Source organism: Mycobacterium gordonae (assembly GCF_001417955.2).
Classification (GTDB): domain Bacteria; phylum Actinomycetota; class Actinomycetes; order Mycobacteriales; family Mycobacteriaceae; genus Mycobacterium; species Mycobacterium gordonae_B.
Map to the genome: position 1 here is coordinate 34174 of NZ_LKTM01000339.1, position 16308 is coordinate 50481.

Annotated in this window: 15 protein-coding genes; 10 read left to right on the plus strand and 5 right to left on the minus strand. The window is 66.4% G+C overall.

Features of this window, described 5'->3' with window-relative positions; translation table 11 throughout:
* Positions 1 to 9: 9 nt before the first annotated feature.
* On the minus strand, positions 10 to 1230 hold the full coding sequence (locus AO501_RS23590; protein WP_055580003.1) for a CaiB/BaiF CoA transferase family protein: 1221 nt from the start codon (positions 1228 to 1230) through the stop codon (positions 10 to 12).
* 228 nt (positions 1231 to 1458) lie between these two features.
* Here AO501_RS23590 and AO501_RS23595 point away from each other — a divergent pair, with 228 nt between their 5' ends.
* Genes AO501_RS23595 through AO501_RS23630 form a run of 8 tightly spaced genes read left to right on the plus strand, consistent with a single transcriptional unit; the run spans position 1459 to position 10055 of the window.
* Positions 1459 to 2322, plus strand: a complete 864-nt coding sequence (locus AO501_RS23595) for a mycofactocin-coupled SDR family oxidoreductase (RefSeq protein ID WP_055580004.1) — start codon at positions 1459 to 1461, stop codon at positions 2320 to 2322.
* 56 nt (positions 2323 to 2378) lie between these two features.
* Positions 2379 to 3317 carry a thiamine pyrophosphate-dependent dehydrogenase E1 component subunit alpha gene (locus AO501_RS23600; protein ID WP_082658810.1) on the plus strand — a complete coding sequence of 313 codons (939 nt, stop codon included), beginning with the start codon at positions 2379 to 2381 and terminating at the stop codon, positions 3315 to 3317.
* Positions 3318 to 3331: 14 nt separating this feature from the next.
* Positions 3332 to 4330, plus strand: coding sequence for an alpha-ketoacid dehydrogenase subunit beta (locus tag AO501_RS23605; RefSeq protein ID WP_055580006.1), 999 nt, complete (start codon positions 3332 to 3334; stop codon positions 4328 to 4330).
* The gene (locus AO501_RS23610; RefSeq protein WP_055580007.1) at positions 4323 to 4562 is read left to right on the plus strand and encodes a lipoyl domain-containing protein; all 240 of its coding nucleotides are present in this window, start codon (positions 4323 to 4325) and stop codon (positions 4560 to 4562) included. Before AO501_RS23605 ends, AO501_RS23610 begins: the two co-directional genes overlap by 8 nt.
* A gap of 17 nt (positions 4563 to 4579) precedes the next feature.
* On the plus strand, positions 4580 to 5449 hold the full coding sequence (locus AO501_RS23615) for an enoyl-CoA hydratase/isomerase family protein (protein WP_055580008.1): 870 nt from the start codon (positions 4580 to 4582) through the stop codon (positions 5447 to 5449).
* Between the two features lie 19 nt (positions 5450 to 5468).
* Positions 5469 to 7001 carry an acyl-CoA synthetase gene (locus tag AO501_RS23620; RefSeq protein ID WP_055580009.1) on the plus strand — a complete coding sequence of 511 codons (1533 nt, stop codon included), beginning with the start codon at positions 5469 to 5471 and terminating at the stop codon, positions 6999 to 7001.
* Between the two features lie 13 nt (positions 7002 to 7014).
* Positions 7015 to 8367 (plus strand): aromatic ring-hydroxylating oxygenase subunit alpha, encoded by a 1353-nt coding sequence (locus tag AO501_RS23625; protein WP_055580010.1) that lies wholly within the window; start codon positions 7015 to 7017, stop codon positions 8365 to 8367.
* On the plus strand, positions 8364 to 10055 hold the full coding sequence (locus AO501_RS23630; RefSeq protein ID WP_055580011.1) for an FAD-binding protein: 1692 nt from the start codon (positions 8364 to 8366) through the stop codon (positions 10053 to 10055). The genes AO501_RS23625 and AO501_RS23630 overlap by 4 nt, the downstream gene beginning before the upstream one ends.
* 63 nt (positions 10056 to 10118) lie before the next feature.
* Here the strand turns inward: AO501_RS23630 and AO501_RS23635 are convergent, their stop codons facing one another.
* Positions 10119 to 10952 (minus strand): enoyl-CoA hydratase-related protein, encoded by an 834-nt coding sequence (locus tag AO501_RS23635; RefSeq protein ID WP_055580012.1) that lies wholly within the window; start codon positions 10950 to 10952, stop codon positions 10119 to 10121.
* Positions 10953 to 11044: 92 nt separating this feature from the next.
* A complete protein-coding gene (locus tag AO501_RS23640; RefSeq protein ID WP_055580112.1) occupies positions 11045 to 11590 on the minus strand; it encodes a class I SAM-dependent methyltransferase in 546 nt (181 codons plus the stop codon).
* A 73-nt stretch (positions 11591 to 11663) separates the two neighbouring features.
* On the opposite strand from AO501_RS23640, the gene AO501_RS23645 reads away from it, so the two are divergent.
* Positions 11664 to 12254, plus strand: coding sequence for a TetR/AcrR family transcriptional regulator (locus tag AO501_RS23645; RefSeq protein WP_055580013.1), 591 nt, complete (start codon positions 11664 to 11666; stop codon positions 12252 to 12254).
* A gap of 21 nt (positions 12255 to 12275) precedes the next feature.
* On the opposite strand, the gene AO501_RS23650 is transcribed toward AO501_RS23645, so the two are convergent.
* Complete coding sequence (locus AO501_RS23650; RefSeq protein ID WP_197419932.1) at positions 12276 to 13526, minus strand: hypothetical protein; 1251 nt, start codon at positions 13524 to 13526, stop codon at positions 12276 to 12278.
* Between the two features lie 599 nt (positions 13527 to 14125).
* Between AO501_RS23650 and AO501_RS23655 the strand changes: the two genes are divergently transcribed.
* On the plus strand, positions 14126 to 14524 hold the full coding sequence (locus tag AO501_RS23655) for a hypothetical protein (RefSeq protein WP_082658811.1): 399 nt from the start codon (positions 14126 to 14128) through the stop codon (positions 14522 to 14524).
* A gap of 15 nt (positions 14525 to 14539) precedes the next feature.
* Here AO501_RS23655 and AO501_RS23660 read toward each other — a convergent pair whose 3' ends face one another.
* The gene (locus AO501_RS23660; RefSeq protein ID WP_055580015.1) at positions 14540 to 16279 is read right to left on the minus strand and encodes an N-acyl-D-amino-acid deacylase family protein; all 1740 of its coding nucleotides are present in this window, start codon (positions 16277 to 16279) and stop codon (positions 14540 to 14542) included.
* Between the last annotated feature and the right edge of the window lie 29 nt (positions 16280 to 16308).

A 16308-nucleotide genomic window follows, 5' to 3' on the forward strand; every position in this document is an offset into this window, starting at 1 on the left:
CGCGCGCGGTCAGAGGATAGCCTTGACGTCCTTGGCCTGCGCTATCTGGTCCCAGTCCACATCAAGTTCAAGCAGGATTTCCTCGGTGTGCTGGCCGTGTTCCGGCGCACGGCTCGGCCCCGGTGGGGTTTCGTTGAATTGCACTGGCGCTGCGACGATCCGGTACTTCTCGCCTTGGTCGTCGACATTGGCGATCACGTAGCCGTTGGGTTCCACCTGTGGGTCGTGGAGCGTCTCGCGCGGTGTCGCCAGAGCACCCCACACTCCCGGCTCGTCATCCAGGACCTGCCGCCAGTGCGCGAGGTCGTGTGACGCGAACGCGTTGGCGAAGATCGCGGTGGCCTCGGCGGCGTTGGCGATCAGGTTGGCCGACGGCACGAATCGCTCGTCGTTGGCCAGCTCGGCCAGCCCCATGCGGCGGCAGAACCCGGCCCAGAACTTGTCGGGTTGCAGAAAGACGAGTTGGATCCATCGGTTGTCTTTGGTCTTGTACCGGGCCACCAGCGGGTTGATCGCCAATCCCGGTGGCGCACCGGGTATTCCGTCGATATCGAAGAGATCCGCGACCGAGATCGAGGGCGCGATGGCCCACATGGCCTGCGCCAGCAGCGACGAGTCCACGATGCTCGGCTCGCCGGTTCGCTCGCGGTGGAACAGTGCGGCACAGACGCCGCCGGCCAACGTCGCCCCGCCCTGCAGGTCACCGAAGGCCGGTCCCTGCACTGCCGGGTTCTCGGTGCCGAAGGGGGTCAGTGTGTACGCCACCCCGCCGCGCGCCAGATAGGTCGCCGCGTCGAAGCCGCCGCTGTCGCGATCCGGACCACGCACTCCCAGGCCGGTGCCCCTGGCGATGATGATCCGGGGATTGAACGAGCGGATGTCCTCGACGGTCAGCCTCGCCCGTTCGAGGGCACCCGGCAGCCAGTTGGTCAAGAACACATCCGCCGAAGCCAGCAGGCGTCCGAACAGCTCCCTGCCGGTCTCGGTCTTGATGTCGATAGCGATGCTGCGCTTGCCCCGGTTGCTCAGCTCCAGGATGAAATCGACATCGGCGCGTGCGGCCTGGCGGGTGAAACCGCCGACGACCAGCGCCCGTCCGGGATCACCGGAGCTGACGCCTTCCACCTTGATGACGTCGGCACCCCAGTCCGCCAGTGCGACTCCGGCGGACGGAACGTACGTCCAGGACGCCAGCTCGACCACCCGCACACCGCTGAGCATGCCCGCCATCGTCAACCTCCTCGGTTGCCCGTTTCATTCCTTGCTATTTTAGATATTCTAGCTACTGTAAGGCATATTGGTAGCCCGACCGCAGCCATGCCCGCTCGAGCACGGCTGCTTGTGGAAGAGATGTGATGGACGCCGGCCGCTGGTCAGATGCCCGGACCCTCCCCATGACGAAGGACGTTGGGCCACAGCGCCGGTCGTGCGAACAGGTATCTGGGTAGGGGGCGAGACGTGGGCCGAGTAACCGGAAAGGTGGCCGTCGTCAGCGGCGCGGCGCGGGGTCAGGGCCGATCCCATGCCCGGATGCTGGCGGCCGAGGGCGCCGACATCATCGCGATCGACCTGTGCGATGACATCGAGACCAATGAGTACCCGCTGGCCCGGCCGGAGGACCTCGAGGAAACCGAGCGCCTGGTCGAGAAGGAGGGCCAGCGGGTCTATTCCGCGATCGCCGACGTCCGCGACCGTGCCGCGCTGGCGGCTGCGATCGACGACGGGGTGGCCGAGCTGGGCCACCTCGACATCGTGGTCGCCAACGCCGGCATCTGTCCGCTGACCGCGGGACTGCCGCCGCAGGCCTTCGCCGACGCCGTAGACGTCGACCTGGGCGGCGTGCTGAACCTGGTACACAGCAGCCTCAAACATCTGCACTCCGGCGCGTCCATCATCGTCATCGGATCCAACGCCGCCTTCATGTCATCGATGAACACCACCGGAATCGACGGCGGACCCGGCGGAGCCGGTTATGCCTTCGCGAAAATCGCTGCGGCACATTATGTGAACGACTTCGCGCGGGCCCTGGCGCCGTTCTCCATCAGGATGAACGCGGTGCACCCGACCAACGTGAACACCGACATGCTGCACAGCGCGCCGATGTACCGGGCGTTCCGTCCCGACCTGGCCAACCCGACCCGGGCGGACGCCGAACCGATCTTCCCGTTGGTGCAGGCGATGCCGGTGCCCTACGTGGAACCGGAGGACATCAGCGAAGCCGTGCTGTTCCTGGCCTCCGACGCGGCGCGCTACATCACCGGCCAGCAACTGCGCGTCGACGCCGGCGGATTCCTGAAGGTCAAACCCTGGTCGGGCTCGTAGTCCTGTCTTGCAGAGGAATTGGAGGTCAGGTGAACGAGCGCCGGTTGTACGAACTCATGGTGTTGATGAAGACGGCCGACGACCGGCTGTCCAAGGGCATCGGCACCGGGGAGTTCGTGTGCGTGTACTGGCCATCGCGTGGACAGGAGGCCATCGCGGCGGCGATGGGGGTGGCACTGCGGAGCGACGACCAACTGGTCACCACTTACCGGGGGCTGCATGATCTGATCGGCAAAGGCGTTCCGCTGGAAGAGATCTACGGCGAGATGATGGGCCGGGTGGTGGGAGCGGGCCGCGGCAAGGGCGGCACCATGCACATCGCTAACCCGGATAAGGGCGTGATGCTCTCGACCGGCATCGTGGGAGCCGGTCCCCCGGTGGCCGTCGGGCTGGCCATGGCCGGCAAACGCAAAGGCCTGGACAGGGTTACGGTGGTCAGCTTCGGCGACGGCGCCACCAACACCGGCTCGTTTCACGAGGCCGCCAACATGGCCGCTCTGTGGGACCTGCCGCTGGTATTCGTGTGCCAGAACAACCTTTACGCCGAGATGACGCCGACGGCCGACACCATGAAGATCGCCCAGGTAGCCGACCGGGCCGCCGGTTACGGGATGCCCGGCGTCCGTGTCGACGGCAACGATCCCCTTGCCGTCCAAACCGAGCTGACCCGAGCGCTGGACCGGGCACGCAGTGGTGCCGGGCCCACGTTCATCGAATGCGTGACCTTCCGGTTCCGCGGCCACTATTTCGGCGACCGGATGCCCTACATCCCGAAAGATCAGCTCGCCGCGGCGCTGGCGGCCGACCCGGTACCACGGTTCCGCAACCACTTGGAGACGGCGGGCATCTGCAGCGCGGACGAACTCGACCGCATCGACGCCGAGGCGCAGGCGGCCGTCGAGACCGCGCTCCGCACTGTTCTCAGTGCCGATCCACCGTCGATCGAGGAACTGGACCGGGACGTGTACGCGGCCCCGATCAGGTTCCCCGGGTGAGGAATTCGCCGGCTATGGAAGAAAAAGAGATGACGATGCGTGAGGCGCTGAACCTCGCGCTGGACCAGGCGCTGCAGGCCGACGACAGGGTGTTCCTGCTCGGTGAGGACATCGCCGACCCCGGCGCGTCGGGGCCTACCGCCGGGCTGTCGACGAAGTACGGGCACGACCGGGTGCTGGACACGCCGATCTCGGAGGCCGCGATCGTCGGCGCGGCGATCGGTGCGGCGATCGACGGGCTGCTACCGGTGGCCGAGATCATGATCATGGACTTCATCGGTATCGCCGCCGACCAGTTGATCAACAACGCCGCCAAATTGCGGTTCATGACCGCGGGCCGAACGACGGCGCCGATCACCGTCCGGACGCAGGTGTACGCGGGCCTGGCCACCGGCGCCACGCACTCGCAGTCCCTGGAAGCCTGGTTCATGCACATTCCCGGGATGAAGGTCATCGTGCCGTCCACCCCGCGGGACGGCAAAGGCCTGCTCACCTCGGCCATCTTCGATGAAGACCCGTGCCTGTTCGTCGAAACCATCCGGCTGCAGGGCCGCAAGGGCCCGGTCCCACTGGACCCCGGGTTCGCGATTCCCTTGGGACAGGCCGATATCAAACGGCCCGGCACCGATGTCAGCCTGATCAGTTACGGCCGCGCGGTGCACGACGCGCTGGCGGCGGCGGCCACTCTTGCCGAACAGGGTGTCAGCGCCGAGGTGGTCGACCTGCGCACCCTGCTTCCCCTCGACGTAGACACCATCGTCGAATCCGCCCGCCGCACCCGGCGAGTCGTGATCGTGCACGACGCGGTCCAGTTCGCCGGTCCGGGAGCCGAGATCGCCGCCATCCTGTCATCGGAGCTGTTCGGCGAACTGGCCGCGCCCGTGCAGCGTGTCGGTGCACGCTTCGTGCCCAATCCCGCCGCGGCCGGCCTCGAGTCACAGGTCTACCCGTCGCCGGCACGCATCGTCGCCGCCGCGCAAGTCACCCTGGAGAAAGCGAAAGCTCATGGCTGACTTCATTATCCGCATTCCACGGGTGTCGGTCGCCGTCTCGGAGGCCGAGCTCACCGAGTTGCTGGTGAACGGCGGCGATTATGTGGAGGAAGGCACACCCATCTACGTCATAGCCACCGAGAAGGTGGAACAGGAAATCGAAGCCGGCGCATCGGGCACCGTGCGCTGGACCGCACAGACCGGAACGACTTACGACATCGGCACCGAAATCGGCGTCATCACCTCATCCTGAAAGGTAATCGAAAAGTCATGGATCTCAACGAGACTCGCGAACGGATCATCTACGAAAAGGAAGGTCCGATCGCGCGTGTCACGCTGAACTGGCCGGAGAAGGCCAACGCGCAGGACCAGAAACTGGCCGAGGAAGTCGACGCGGCACTGCTGGACGCCGACCGTGACTACGACATCAAGGTGCTGGTCCTCAAGGCAAACGGCAAGGGTTTCTGCTCGGGGCACGCCATCGGCAACAATGCGGTCGACTACCCGTCGTTCGTCGAGGCCGCGAAGGTGATGGGCACCCCCTGGAAGCCGCAGACGGATCTGTTCGTCAAGCCGGTGATGAATCTGTGGGAGTTCTCCAAACCGACGATCGCGCAGGTGCACGGGTACTGCGTGGGAGGCGGCACGCACTACGGCCTGACCACCGACATCGTCATCGCGGCCGAGGACGCGTACTTCTCCTACCCGCCACTGCAGGGCTTCGGCATGCCGTCCGGGGAGTGCTCGATCGAGCCCTGGGTGTTCATGAACTGGCGGCGGGCGGCGTACTACCTGTACCTCGCCGAGGTCATCGACGCCAAGAAGGCGCTGGAGGTCGGGCTCGTCAACGAGGTGGTGCCACGCGAGCAATTGGACGACCGCGTCGAGGCCATCGCCCGCCACATCGCCCAGGCTCCCATGACGACCCTGCTGGCCACCAAGGCCAACCTCAAACGGGCCTGGGAGCTGATGGGCATGCGGGTGCACTGGCAGAGCTCGAATGACCTTGTCGCCCTTGCCTCTATCAGTAAGGACGTGCAGGAGCTGATTCAGACGGTGTTCCGCGACAAGGTGCTGCCCTCCGAGCAGGCCCGGCGCCAGGCCGCGGCCGCCGCCTCGACCGACGGCGCCGGCACCTGAGCCCGCCCGAGATCCGCCAGTGAACATCGCCGACCACGCGAGAACCGCGCCACTATCGCCGGCGCTGCTCACCGATGGCGGCGCGGTCTCGTTCGGTGCGTTGTACGACCGTAGCCAACGGGTCGCCGCGGCGCTGCGCGACGCCGGTCTGCGTCGGGGCGACGGGGTGGCGCTGGTGCTGCCCAACCGGCCGGAGTTATTCGAGATCACCTGGGGCTGCCAGCTTTCCGGGCTCTACTACACCGCCGTGAACACGCATTTCACGCCGGACGAGGTCGCGTACGTGATCGACGACTCCGAGGCCAAGGCGGTGTTCGTCGACGCGTCGATGGCTGAGCTGGCAGCACACATCCGCGAGGTCAACGCCTCGGTGCGGGTACGCCTGGTGGTGGGGGGCCGGCTGCCGGGCTGGCGGTCCTATGAGGAGGCACTGGCGGCAGCGGGGGTGGCCCCGCCCGCGAGCGACGGGTCGGAGATGCTCTACTCGTCGGGCACGACCGGCAGGCCGAAGGCGGTGCGTCGCCCACTGCCGTTGGACGGCAACGGGTCTTGGGCTCAGGCGGTGCTGGAGATGGCACTGATCCACAAGTACGGGATGCAGCCGTCCAGCGTGTACCTGTCCCCCGCGCCGCTGTACCACGCGGCCGGCGTCAACTACACGATGGCGGTCAACCGCGTCGGGGCGGCGTCGATCATGATGGCCAAGTTCGACGCGGAAGCCGTACTGCGGCTGATCGAGACACACCGCGTCACCCACGCCCAGTTCGTGCCGACCATGTTCGTGCGGATGCTCAAACTGCCCGAAGCGGTCCGCAGCAGATACGACGTTTCCAGTCTGCGGTGCGTCATTCACGCCGCGGCCCCGTGCCCGGTGGACGTCAAGCATCAGATGATGGACTGGTTCGGTCCCATCATCCATGAGTATTACGGCGGCACCGAAGGATTCGCCGGCACCACGATAGGGCCGCAGGAGTGGCTGGCACACCCGGGTTCGGTCGGGATTCCCATGACCGCCGTGCACGTCGTCGGCGAGGACGGCAATGAGTTGCCCATCGGCGAATCCGGCGAACTCTACTTCGAAGGCGGCCGGGACTTCGAGTACTTCAAGGACCCCGCCAAGACCGCCTCGGTGTTCAACGATCGAGGCTGGCGCACCCTGGGCGACATGGGCTACCTGGACGAGGACGGTTATCTCTACCTCACCGACCGCTCGACCTTCATGATCGTCTCCGGTGGAGTGAACATCTACCCGCAAGAGGTGGAGAACCTGTTGATCATGCACCCGAAACTCGTTGACGCCGCGGTCTTCGGGGTGCCGAATGCCGAGTTCGGGGAAGAGGTCAAGGCGGTTGTGCAACCAGTGGCGGGTATCACGCCAGGCGCGGAGCTGGAGGCCGAGCTCATCGAGTACTGCCGGGCCAGTCTGGCCACCTACAAGTGCCCGCGCACCGTGGAATTCGACCCCGAGTTGCCCCGCGACCCGAACGGGAAGCTGTACAAGAGGCGCATCCGCGACAGGTACTGGCAGGGACGGATGTCCCGGATTCTATAGACGAGGAAACGCCATGGACGTCAACTGGACACCGCTCAAGGTGCCGTGGGCGGTGCAGTCCGCCGACCGAATTCCCAAGCAGCGGTACTACGATCCGGAATTCTACGAACTGGAGAATGAGAAGTTCTGGCCGCGGGTCTGGCAGATGGCGTGCCGACTGGAAGAGATACCGAAGGCCGGCGACTTCGTCGAATACGAGATCCTGGACCAGTCCATCATCGTGGTGCGCCTCGATGCCGAGAACGTGCGTGCCTACCACAACGCCTGCCGCCACCGCGGGGTGAAGTTGGTGGAGGGCAACGGATCCCGTCGCACTTTCGTCTGTCCTTTCCACGGTTGGTGCTGGGGCATCGACGGGCGCAATACCTTCGTGCTGCGCGCCGACGCTTTCGACGAGCACAACTTGGACCCTGCCGACCTGGCGCTGGTGCCGGTGCGGTGCGAGCTGTGGGGTGGGTGCGCCTGGATCAACCTGGACGACGAGGCTCCGCCGCTGCGCGACTGCTTCGAGCCGTTCGCCACGATCTACGACGCCTGGAAGGTGGAGTCGCTGCGCACCGAGTGGTGGCAGTCGTGCCGTCTTCCGGTCAACTGGAAGCTTGCGACGGCGGCCTTCATGGAGGGCTATCACGTCCCGCAGACCCATCCGCAGTTGCTGCCGTCATCGCAGCCCGCTACGTCCGCACCGCCGGGGCTGGTTCAGACCAGTTTGTATTTCATGCGGACCCTCGGTGAAGGCATGGCCGGCATGACCCACGAGAACGACATCCGCATCGCCGAAGGACTGCAGAACATCGAACTGCCCGCCGATCCGGCCGAGGCGATGGCGGTCTGGAAGACGACGCTCAACGACGCCGTCGTCGCCTGGCACCGGGCCCGCGGCTGTGACATGCCCGACCTCAACGACCTGCAGCGCCGCGGCATCGTCGATGCCATCGGTTTCTGCTTTCCGCACTACTTCCTGCTGCCGCAATACAGCAGCGCCTCGTCATACCGGATCCGCCCGCTCGGGCCCGAGGAGACCCTGTTCGAGATCTGGTCGCTCACGCGGATCCCGCCGGACCAGATCACCGGGAGACCGACGCCGCCGGAGCCGATGAGCCCCGATGATCCGCGCTGGCCGCCGATTCCCGCTCAGGACTTCTCCAACCTGCCCAGACAGCAGAAGGGCCTGCACTCAAGGGGATTCGAGTACATGCGCCTGTCCAGCCGGATCGAGGGCCTGATCTCGAACTTCGAGCGCGTCGTCGACGGTTTCCTGGCCGGTCTGCCCTCCGCCGCGCTGGTGCCGGCGATACAGAAGACCAACACCACCATCGACGTGCCGATCGCCGATCTCGGCATCACGCAGGAGGTCGCGCGATGAGCACCAACTGGGATCGCACCGTCGACCTGGTGATCGCCGGCAGCGGCGGGGGCGGCATGGTGGCGGGACTGGCCGCACTCGACGCCGGCCTGCAACCGCTGATCGTCGAAAAACAGCCTCTCGTGGGCGGTTCGACGGGGTTGTCCGGCGGTATCGTCTGGCTGCCCAACAACCCGCTGATGCGGGCGGACGGCATCGCGGACTCGCACCAGGACGGCCTTGCCTACCTGGCCGACGTGGTCGGTGACATCGGTGCGGCGTCCTCCCCCGCCCGCCGGGAGATGTTCCTCACCGCCGGTTACGAGATGCTCAATTTCCTGCTCCGCAAGGGAGTTCGGATGATCCGCTGCGCGGGGTGGAGCGACTACTACCCGAACCACAAGGGCGGCAACGAATCCGGCAGGGCAGTCGAGGGAATCCCGTTCGACGCCGCCGAACTCGGCGTCTGGCACGACAAGGTGCAGCCGCCGCTGGCCAAGAACTACGGGTACGCGGTGCTGACCAATGAGTTGCGTTCGGTCCAGTACTTCAACCGTTCGCCGCGCGCATTCGCGGTGGCGGCGAAGGTGTTCGCGCGAACCAGGGCGTCCCGGCTTGCCAGGCGACAGCTGCTGACCAACGGCGCGTCGCTGATCGGCCAGATGCTCAAAGTGCTCATCGACCTCAGCGACGGCCAGCCACCGTTGTGGATCAACGCGGCGATGGAGGACCTGATCGTCGAAGACGGCCGGGTGGTCGGTGCCCGTATCGTTCGTGACGGGGTGACGCAGAACGTGGCGGCGCGCAAGGGAGTCCTGTTGGCAGCGGGTGGCTTTGGCCACAATCGTGAGATGCGCCGCCAGTACAGCGGTGAGCAGCCCAACGAAGGACAGTGGTCGATCGCCAATGCCGGCGACACCGGTGAGGTCCTGCAGACCGCCATGCGCCTGGGCGCCAAAACCGATCTGCTCGACGAAGCCTGGTGGTTGCCGTCGGTGTTCATCGCCAACGGTGGCGCCGCCGCTGCCTCACTGGGGTCGGGACGCCAGCGCCCCGGCGCCATCTACGTGGATTCCGGCGGCCGGCGGTTCTGCAACGAGTCGAATTCGTACGTCGAGGTCGGCAAGGCGATGTACGCCAACAAGGCGGTGCCGTGCTGGATGATCTTCGACGACGGGTACGTGCGGCGCTACGTCGCGGGCACCAATCCGGTCAAACGCGAACACCTGCCCCCCGAGTTGGTCGAGAGCGGAGCCGTCAAACGCGCCGAGACGCTGACAGATCTCGCGCACCAGATCGACCTGCCGCCCGAGGAGTTGGTGCGAACCGTCCAGCGGTTCAACATGTTCGCGGCCAAGGGGCTGGACCCCGATTTCGGCCGGGGACAGTCCGCCTACAACGACTGCCTCGGTGATCCCGGGTATCGACCCAACGCCGCGGTCGGGCCCCTGGACCGGGCGCCGTACTACGCGACGCGGGTCCTGCCCGCGGACGTGGGCACCTGCGGCGGGGTGATCACCAACGAGTACGCGCAGGTGCTCGACCAGCAGGACCGGGTGATCGACGGGCTGTACGCGACCGGCAACACCACCGCCACGGTCATGGGCCGGACGTATCCCGGAGCGGGAGCGAGCATCGCGAGCTCGATGGTGTTCGGCTACGTCGCCGCGCGGCACGCCGCCGGCCGCAGCGTCGCCGGTCACCACTAGTGCCGAGCAGACGCAAAATCACCACTTTTCGGCACGAAAAGGGTGATTTTGCGTCTGCTCGCGTCAGGACTCAGCGCCCTCGACGAAGTCGCGGGGCTTCATGCCGGACTGCATGAGTTCGGCGCGGCGGGCCTGCACATCGGTGGCCGCGCCCACCATATTCGTCAGAATGTGGCTGACCTGAAGATGCACGCGCATGCCCATCAGCTCCCAGGCCCGCTTGACGTTGTTCTTCACCGCCATCAGGGTGGTCAGCGGAATCTGGGCGATCTTGCGGGCCATCTCCTCGACGGTGTCCTCGAGGTCCTCGCGCGGCACCACCTTGTTGAGCAGACCCCACTCGAGGGCCTGCTGAGCCGAGAGGGTGGGCGCCAGCAGCAACCAGTCCATGGTGCGGTGCCAGTTCATCAGCAACCACGGTTCGATCATGGTGTGACCGCCTGGCTCGCCGAGACTTTGGGCCAGCGGCATCTGGAAATACGCGTCCTCGGACGCGACGCAGAAATCCGTCAGCAGCCCAAGGTAGATCCCGCCGCCCATGCAGTAGCCGTGGATCTGAGAAATGGTGGGCTTCGGAAACTCCCACAGGTACAGGGTCGGCCACAGGAACAGGTCGGCAGTGCCTTTGTAGAGATCTTCGAAGGTATTTCCGAAGTCGGGGTAGGGGTTCTCGTCGGGTCCCCACCTCGCCACATGTCCGCCACAGAAGCCCTTGCCGTTGGCTTTGAGGATGACGACCTTGATCTCCTTGTCGCGGTCGGCTTCCCGCAGACACGTGTCGACTTCGGTAACCAGCACAGCGTCTTTGGTGTTGGCCTTGTCGACCCGGTTGAGAATGATGCGCGCGATCGGTGGCTCGCGCTCGTAGATCACCGCTTCCAGGACGCGCCGCTCCATGGTGCTGACACTACCCGAAGGGAGGTGCCGGCCACAGCGATCACCCGATGATTCTTGATGATTTCGCTTGTGCCACCGATGATCTTGCGGACTCAGGCGTTCGCCACCAACCACGCGTGGCCGTCGGCTTCGCCCGCCGCCACCAGATCGAGTTCGCCGAAGGCGGAAAGCAGTTCCCCTCGGGCTGCCCGGAACGGCCCCGGTTCTGCGTCCTCCGCGCTGAGGGTGCAGATCGCCAACAGGCCGCCGGGCGCCACGCGCCCGATCAGCGCTGGGTAGAGTCGGCGATCGCGAAACTTGTTGCACAGCAGCATGTCCACCTGGGGCCCCGGCGGCAGGCCGGCGTCGAGGTCGACGACGTCAAACCGGCAACTCGCGTCAAATCCTCGGTGGCGCGCCAGATCTCGCGCCTGAGTGATCGCCTCCGAAGAAACGTCCACACCCCATACGTCCAGCCCGCGACTTGCCAGCCATATCGAGGCGAGTCCCTGCCCACAGGCGACGTCGAGCGCTAGGCCCGCGGCAGGAATCCGATCAATGAACGGACGCAGGAAACCGGGCGGTGCGACGGCGCCCGACTGCGGCGGACCCGAGCGGGCATACCTCTCGTCCCAGCGGCGCCGATCCTGCTCGCTCACGAATCCGAGGTTACGGGCACGCTGTTCTGGACAGCTGTCCACATCCGCGGCCCCGGTTTCCTAGACTGAACCGGTGTCTAGCGAAGCGGCTTCTCCGACGACCGGTGCCAATGCCCCGCGCCGGTCGGATCGGCGCCCGGGACAGACGATCCGCAAGGTGCTCGACGCCGGCCTGGAGGAGCTGCGCGAGTCGTCATACGCCAATCTGACGATGCGTGCCGTGGCACAACGAGCCGGGGTGTCACCGGCCAGTGCCTATACCTACTTCTCGTCGAAGAGTGCCCTGGTGGCCGCGGTCTACCTACGGTTCCTCCGCGAACTGCCGCTGCACACCGACGTGAACGACACCACCAAGACCAGGGTCAGCGCCACCATGCGTGACATGGCGCTGGTAGTCGCCGACGAGCCGGAACTCACCGCGGGGTGTGGAACGGCCCTGATGGCCGACGATCCCGCCGTCGTTCCGTTGCGGGTGGAAATCGCCGAGGAGGTGTCCCGCCGGATCGGCGCCGCGCTCGGTCCCGGCTGGCCGCGATCGGTCAAGTCAACCCTGCAGATGACGTTCGCCGGTGCCCTGATGACCGCCCGCTTCCTCACCTATCAGGAGATCGCCGGCCAGCTCGACGAGGCGGTCAACCTGATACTCGGTGCTTCCGTCGCCTGAAATGCCGCCAGGCCAAGGCCATTACACCGGGGTCAGCGGCAACGACTTACGGGGCTGGAAGACGAAACTCGAACCGCCACTGAACTTGGCAACCGCCACCTCAGAGAATTCTGCCGTGGCCGAATCGGTTTCGGTGACCACCGCCGTCCATTCGGTGGGAGTTCCGCTCACTTCGACATGTAGGTGTGGATCCACCGCGGACGCGATCGCCTGCAATGGGGCCACCGCTTCCGGCGACACCAACGCCGGCCATGCATCGTCCTCGTGGGCCGGCGACGGGCGCAGGTGTACGCGGTCGGACTCGAAATCGGCCACCACATAGACAGCGGGATTGAACAACGGATGCAACTCCATCACGCGCACCGCACCCTCGACTCCCCCGGGCAGGCCGAGCGCGCGGTGAATCCGCTCCGCCGCCAGCCCGGCCAGTCCGATGAGTTGCTTGGTGGCGATGGAACGAGCCAGTGCGGCGTCACCGCCGGCCCGCTTGTGCACCGCGAGGGCGAAGGACAGGTACAGCAGGTGCATCTGCAGGCAGACTTCGTCGGCGAGGCGAACCAGGGCCGAGTGGGAGAAGGCTCCGAAATCGAAGTCGGACACCAACGGGCCGGAATAGTCGGCCTGGCCGGGCTCTGAAGGGTCGATCGGGCCGAGTTCGGTGGTCGCGGCCCTGGTGCGCCCGACGATCTCCAACTCCGGGATGAAGCCCACCTCCGGATGTGAGTCATCAATGATCACGGTCCACGCGCAGTGCGGGTTGCGGTCGGCAGGCACCCGCGGCGGCCGGTGGATCGGGCGCACCTGGGCGCGGCGATTGGTGGCCAGCGCGGTGGCGTCGAAGGTCGGGTCCTCGATGTCGTGGCACATTCCGCGCACGTAGTCCTCGCCCATCGGCTCAACGTCCAGCAGCGCGCCGCAGTGGTCGAGCTGGAACTCGCCGTGCCAACGGTCGTGCACCGTATAGCGGAAGTCCATGAACTGGGGCGGAGCGCCGATGTCGAGTTGCAGGCCCTTGAAGATGGTGATCACGTCGTCGCCCTCGAAGCGCAGCGCACGCTGCATGCGCCTGGTGTAGAGCGGGCTGGCTCCGGCCCACTCCTCGATCGCGATCTGCAACATCTCTTCGCGGCCGAATTGCTGTATGCACCAGGCCATTCCGGAGCGGTCGATCATCTGGCCGATCAGCAGCAACTCCGGCACCAGCGTACTGAGCTGCGCGCGGGTGAGGGCTGCGTATCTGCTGGTCAACGGCGGGCCTCCGTCTGCGTCCATGTCCCGGCTGCGGAGCCGGCGCCGCAAATAATGGACAGGTGTCTGATTATGGTTTCGACTGTAGCGAGCTTGCTCCGATTCGGCAAGAATCCTGCGGTTCAGGCAAGAGAAGTCGAGGTAGGGACACACGTCGCAGTGCCGCCAGCGGCGCCACTGGCTCGTCTACCGGTCCTCCATTCGGAATTCTGGACATCTGTCCAGTTCCCCGCGGCACAGGGCCTTCCCAGGCCCTTTACCGGCCACACACGCCAGATCGCGTTCAGGCGGGCCGGTCACTGCCTGTCTGCAAATCTTCAAACGCATTCTCGCCCAGGGGCTTCCGCAGTGAGTGCGCCGATATCAGGCGCCCTGCGGCACGCCGAACAGCCGAGTCGCTAGCCAGCATGCGGCGGCGCGAATCGCGGAACATCAGCGACATGGCCAATCCCTTACACCACCCATGCGTAGCCGTGACACGCAATCGCCGAACCCGGCGGTTGATCGGTTCCCCGCGATCGGCAATCCTCATCGGGGAATCTCGTGGACGAGCCGAAGGAGGGCCGAGCGTGGCGGGTGTGGGACAGATCGCGCTGAACAGTGCGCCCGTCGTGGGTGGGGTGATGCTCGCCCTGACGGCGGGGCAGTTCCGCGGACCGGATTACCGGTCACTGATCAAGCAGGACATGGACCTGCTCGACCGGCTCCCCCCGGAGGCCACCGAACGGCGCGCCAATCTGCAGCGCAGCATCGACACCCGGATCGATGACCTGATCGACGCCGCCGACAAGACGCACGCGTTGCGAAAGGCCGCGACGACGTACCGGGGCAACTGGCGCGACCTGGTGCTGTTCGTCGCTGTCCTGTTGTTCACGGTCGTCTGGTGGGACGTCAACCACAACCGGGCGAATTGGCTGCCGACGTTCGTCGTGCTGATCCTGCTGTCGGTGGTGGCCGCCGGGTACGCGGTGCGGGGCGCGGTCCGTGCCGGCCTCTCGCTGGTGCGTCGCCGCCGGCGCTGACTCGCGGCAGTCCGGTCAGTCGCGGCACGCCCGGACCAGCGCACCGGGCCTGGCGTCGGTCAATTCGCCCTCGGCGACCACGGTCTGCCCCCGAACCAGGGTCTCGACATAGCCGTCCGAGCGCTGGATCAACCGGCCGTCGCCGCCGGGCAGGTCCTCGACCCGCTCCGGGTAATGCAACCCGAGTCGCTCCAGGTCGATCAGGTTGATGTCGGCACGCCGGCCCGGCTCCAGCACGCCACGGTCGCCCAGCCGGTAGAAGCGTGCCGGATCGCCGGTCAGGCGGTGCACCGCCGTCTCCAGCGGCAGCCCCGGTCCCCTGCTCCGATCCCGCACCCAGTGCGACAGCAGATAGGTCGTCATGCTGGCGTCGCAGATGATTCCGCAGTGTGCCCCACCGTCGCCGAGGCCCTGCAGGCTGACCGGATCCGACATCATGTCGTGCAGGTGGTCGTAGCTGTTGCCGGCGTAATTCAGCAACGGCAGCAACAGAAATTCGCGGCCGTCCGCGCCGAGCAGCACGTCATAGGTGACTTCCCACGGGTCACGGCCCTCCCGCTCCGCGATGGCCGCCACACTGTCCTGCGGCGCGGGTTCGTAGTTGAGGGCGGCGCCGAGCGGATACAACCGTTTGAAGATGTGCCGATTCAGTTGGTCGGCTGACGGCTGTGACGTCGGCTCGGGTGTCTCTGCCAGGATCTGGGAGCGCACCGCGGGGTCCCGCAAGCGGTGCACCCGCTGCCCGAGCGGCAGGCCCATCAGGGATCGATAGGTGGCCCGGTGCCGGAAGGGATTCATCCGCGATTGGTGGCCCATCAGCATGCCGAAAGCACGGCACGCCACCTGCGGCCGGATGGCCGCACCGTCCGCGTTGGCCTCGTGCACCGCGGCGAACCAGCTGCGCCAGTCGTGCGGATCCTGCTCGTTGACCATTGCCAGGAACGTCAGCGGTATCCGGTACCTGCGCCCCAGCCGGGTGATCCACTCGATCTCGGCATCGATCGAATGCCGTTGGTCGCCGCCCATCGCGCCGCCGACTCCGGCCGGAACCACTTGCAGCACGCCAGATCCCACGTCCGCCATGACTCCCATCAGGGCCGCGAGCTCAGCTTCCTCCGAATAGGTACCGGGCACCGGTTCCCCGGACGCGCTGCGATGGCCGGCGGTGCGGCCGAACGACATTCCGAGCGCTCCGGCGCGCAGGCCGTCTCCGACGATCCGGCTCATCGCCTCGATGTCGGAGGCCGTGGCGGACTCTTGAGCCCGGTCCCCCATCACGAAGCCACGGACGGCCGCATGGGGAATCTGCGCCCCCACGTCGACCGCCCGGGGCATCCGGGCCAGCGCGTCCAGATATTCGCCGAATGACTCCCACTCCCAGGTAATGCCCTCGGACAGCGCCGAACCCGGGATGTCTTCGACCCCTTCCATCAGGTCGACCAGCCATTCGTGCCGATCGGGCCGCACCGGCGCGAAACCGATGCCGCAGTTGCCCATGATCGCGGTGGTGACGCCGTGCCAGCACGAGGGCGTCAGGTGGGGATCCCAGGTGGCCTGGCCGTCGAAATGGGTATGGACGTCGACGAAACCCGGTGTGACGGTGAGCCCGTCGGCCTCGATGGTGCGCTTGGCGCTGCCGCTGACCCGGCCGACGTCGACGATCACACCGTCGCGCACCGCCACGTCCGCGGTAACCGGCGGCGAGCCGGTGCCGTCCACCACGGTGCCGCCCCGAACGACCAGGTCGTAGGTCATGACCGCCTCCAGGTATCGGCTGCACTCTA

Excerpts from the sequence above, each read along its gene's own strand:
- AO501_RS23590 (WP_055580003.1), bottom strand. The coding sequence starts at position 1,230 with ATGGCGGGCATGCTCAGCGGTGTGCGGGTGGTCGAGCTGGCGTCCTGG.
- AO501_RS23600 (WP_082658810.1), top strand. The coding sequence starts at position 2,379 with ATGGTGTTGATGAAGACGGCCGACGACCGGCTGTCCAAGGGCATCGGC.
- AO501_RS23605 (WP_055580006.1), top strand. The coding sequence starts at position 3,332 with ATGGAAGAAAAAGAGATGACGATGCGTGAGGCGCTGAACCTCGCGCTG.
- AO501_RS23610 (WP_055580007.1), top strand. The coding sequence starts at position 4,323 with ATGGCTGACTTCATTATCCGCATTCCACGGGTGTCGGTCGCCGTCTCG.
- AO501_RS23615 (WP_055580008.1), top strand. The coding sequence starts at position 4,580 with ATGGATCTCAACGAGACTCGCGAACGGATCATCTACGAAAAGGAAGGT.
- AO501_RS23625 (WP_055580010.1), top strand. The coding sequence starts at position 7,015 with ATGGACGTCAACTGGACACCGCTCAAGGTGCCGTGGGCGGTGCAGTCC.
- AO501_RS23630 (WP_055580011.1), top strand. The coding sequence starts at position 8,364 with ATGAGCACCAACTGGGATCGCACCGTCGACCTGGTGATCGCCGGCAGC.
- AO501_RS23635 (WP_055580012.1), bottom strand. The coding sequence starts at position 10,952 with ATGGAGCGGCGCGTCCTGGAAGCGGTGATCTACGAGCGCGAGCCACCG.
- AO501_RS23650 (WP_197419932.1), bottom strand. The coding sequence starts at position 13,526 with ATGGACGCAGACGGAGGCCCGCCGTTGACCAGCAGATACGCAGCCCTC.
- AO501_RS23655 (WP_082658811.1), top strand. The coding sequence starts at position 14,126 with ATGCTCGCCCTGACGGCGGGGCAGTTCCGCGGACCGGATTACCGGTCA.
- AO501_RS23660 (WP_055580015.1), bottom strand. The coding sequence starts at position 16,279 with ATGACCTACGACCTGGTCGTTCGGGGCGGCACCGTGGTGGACGGCACC.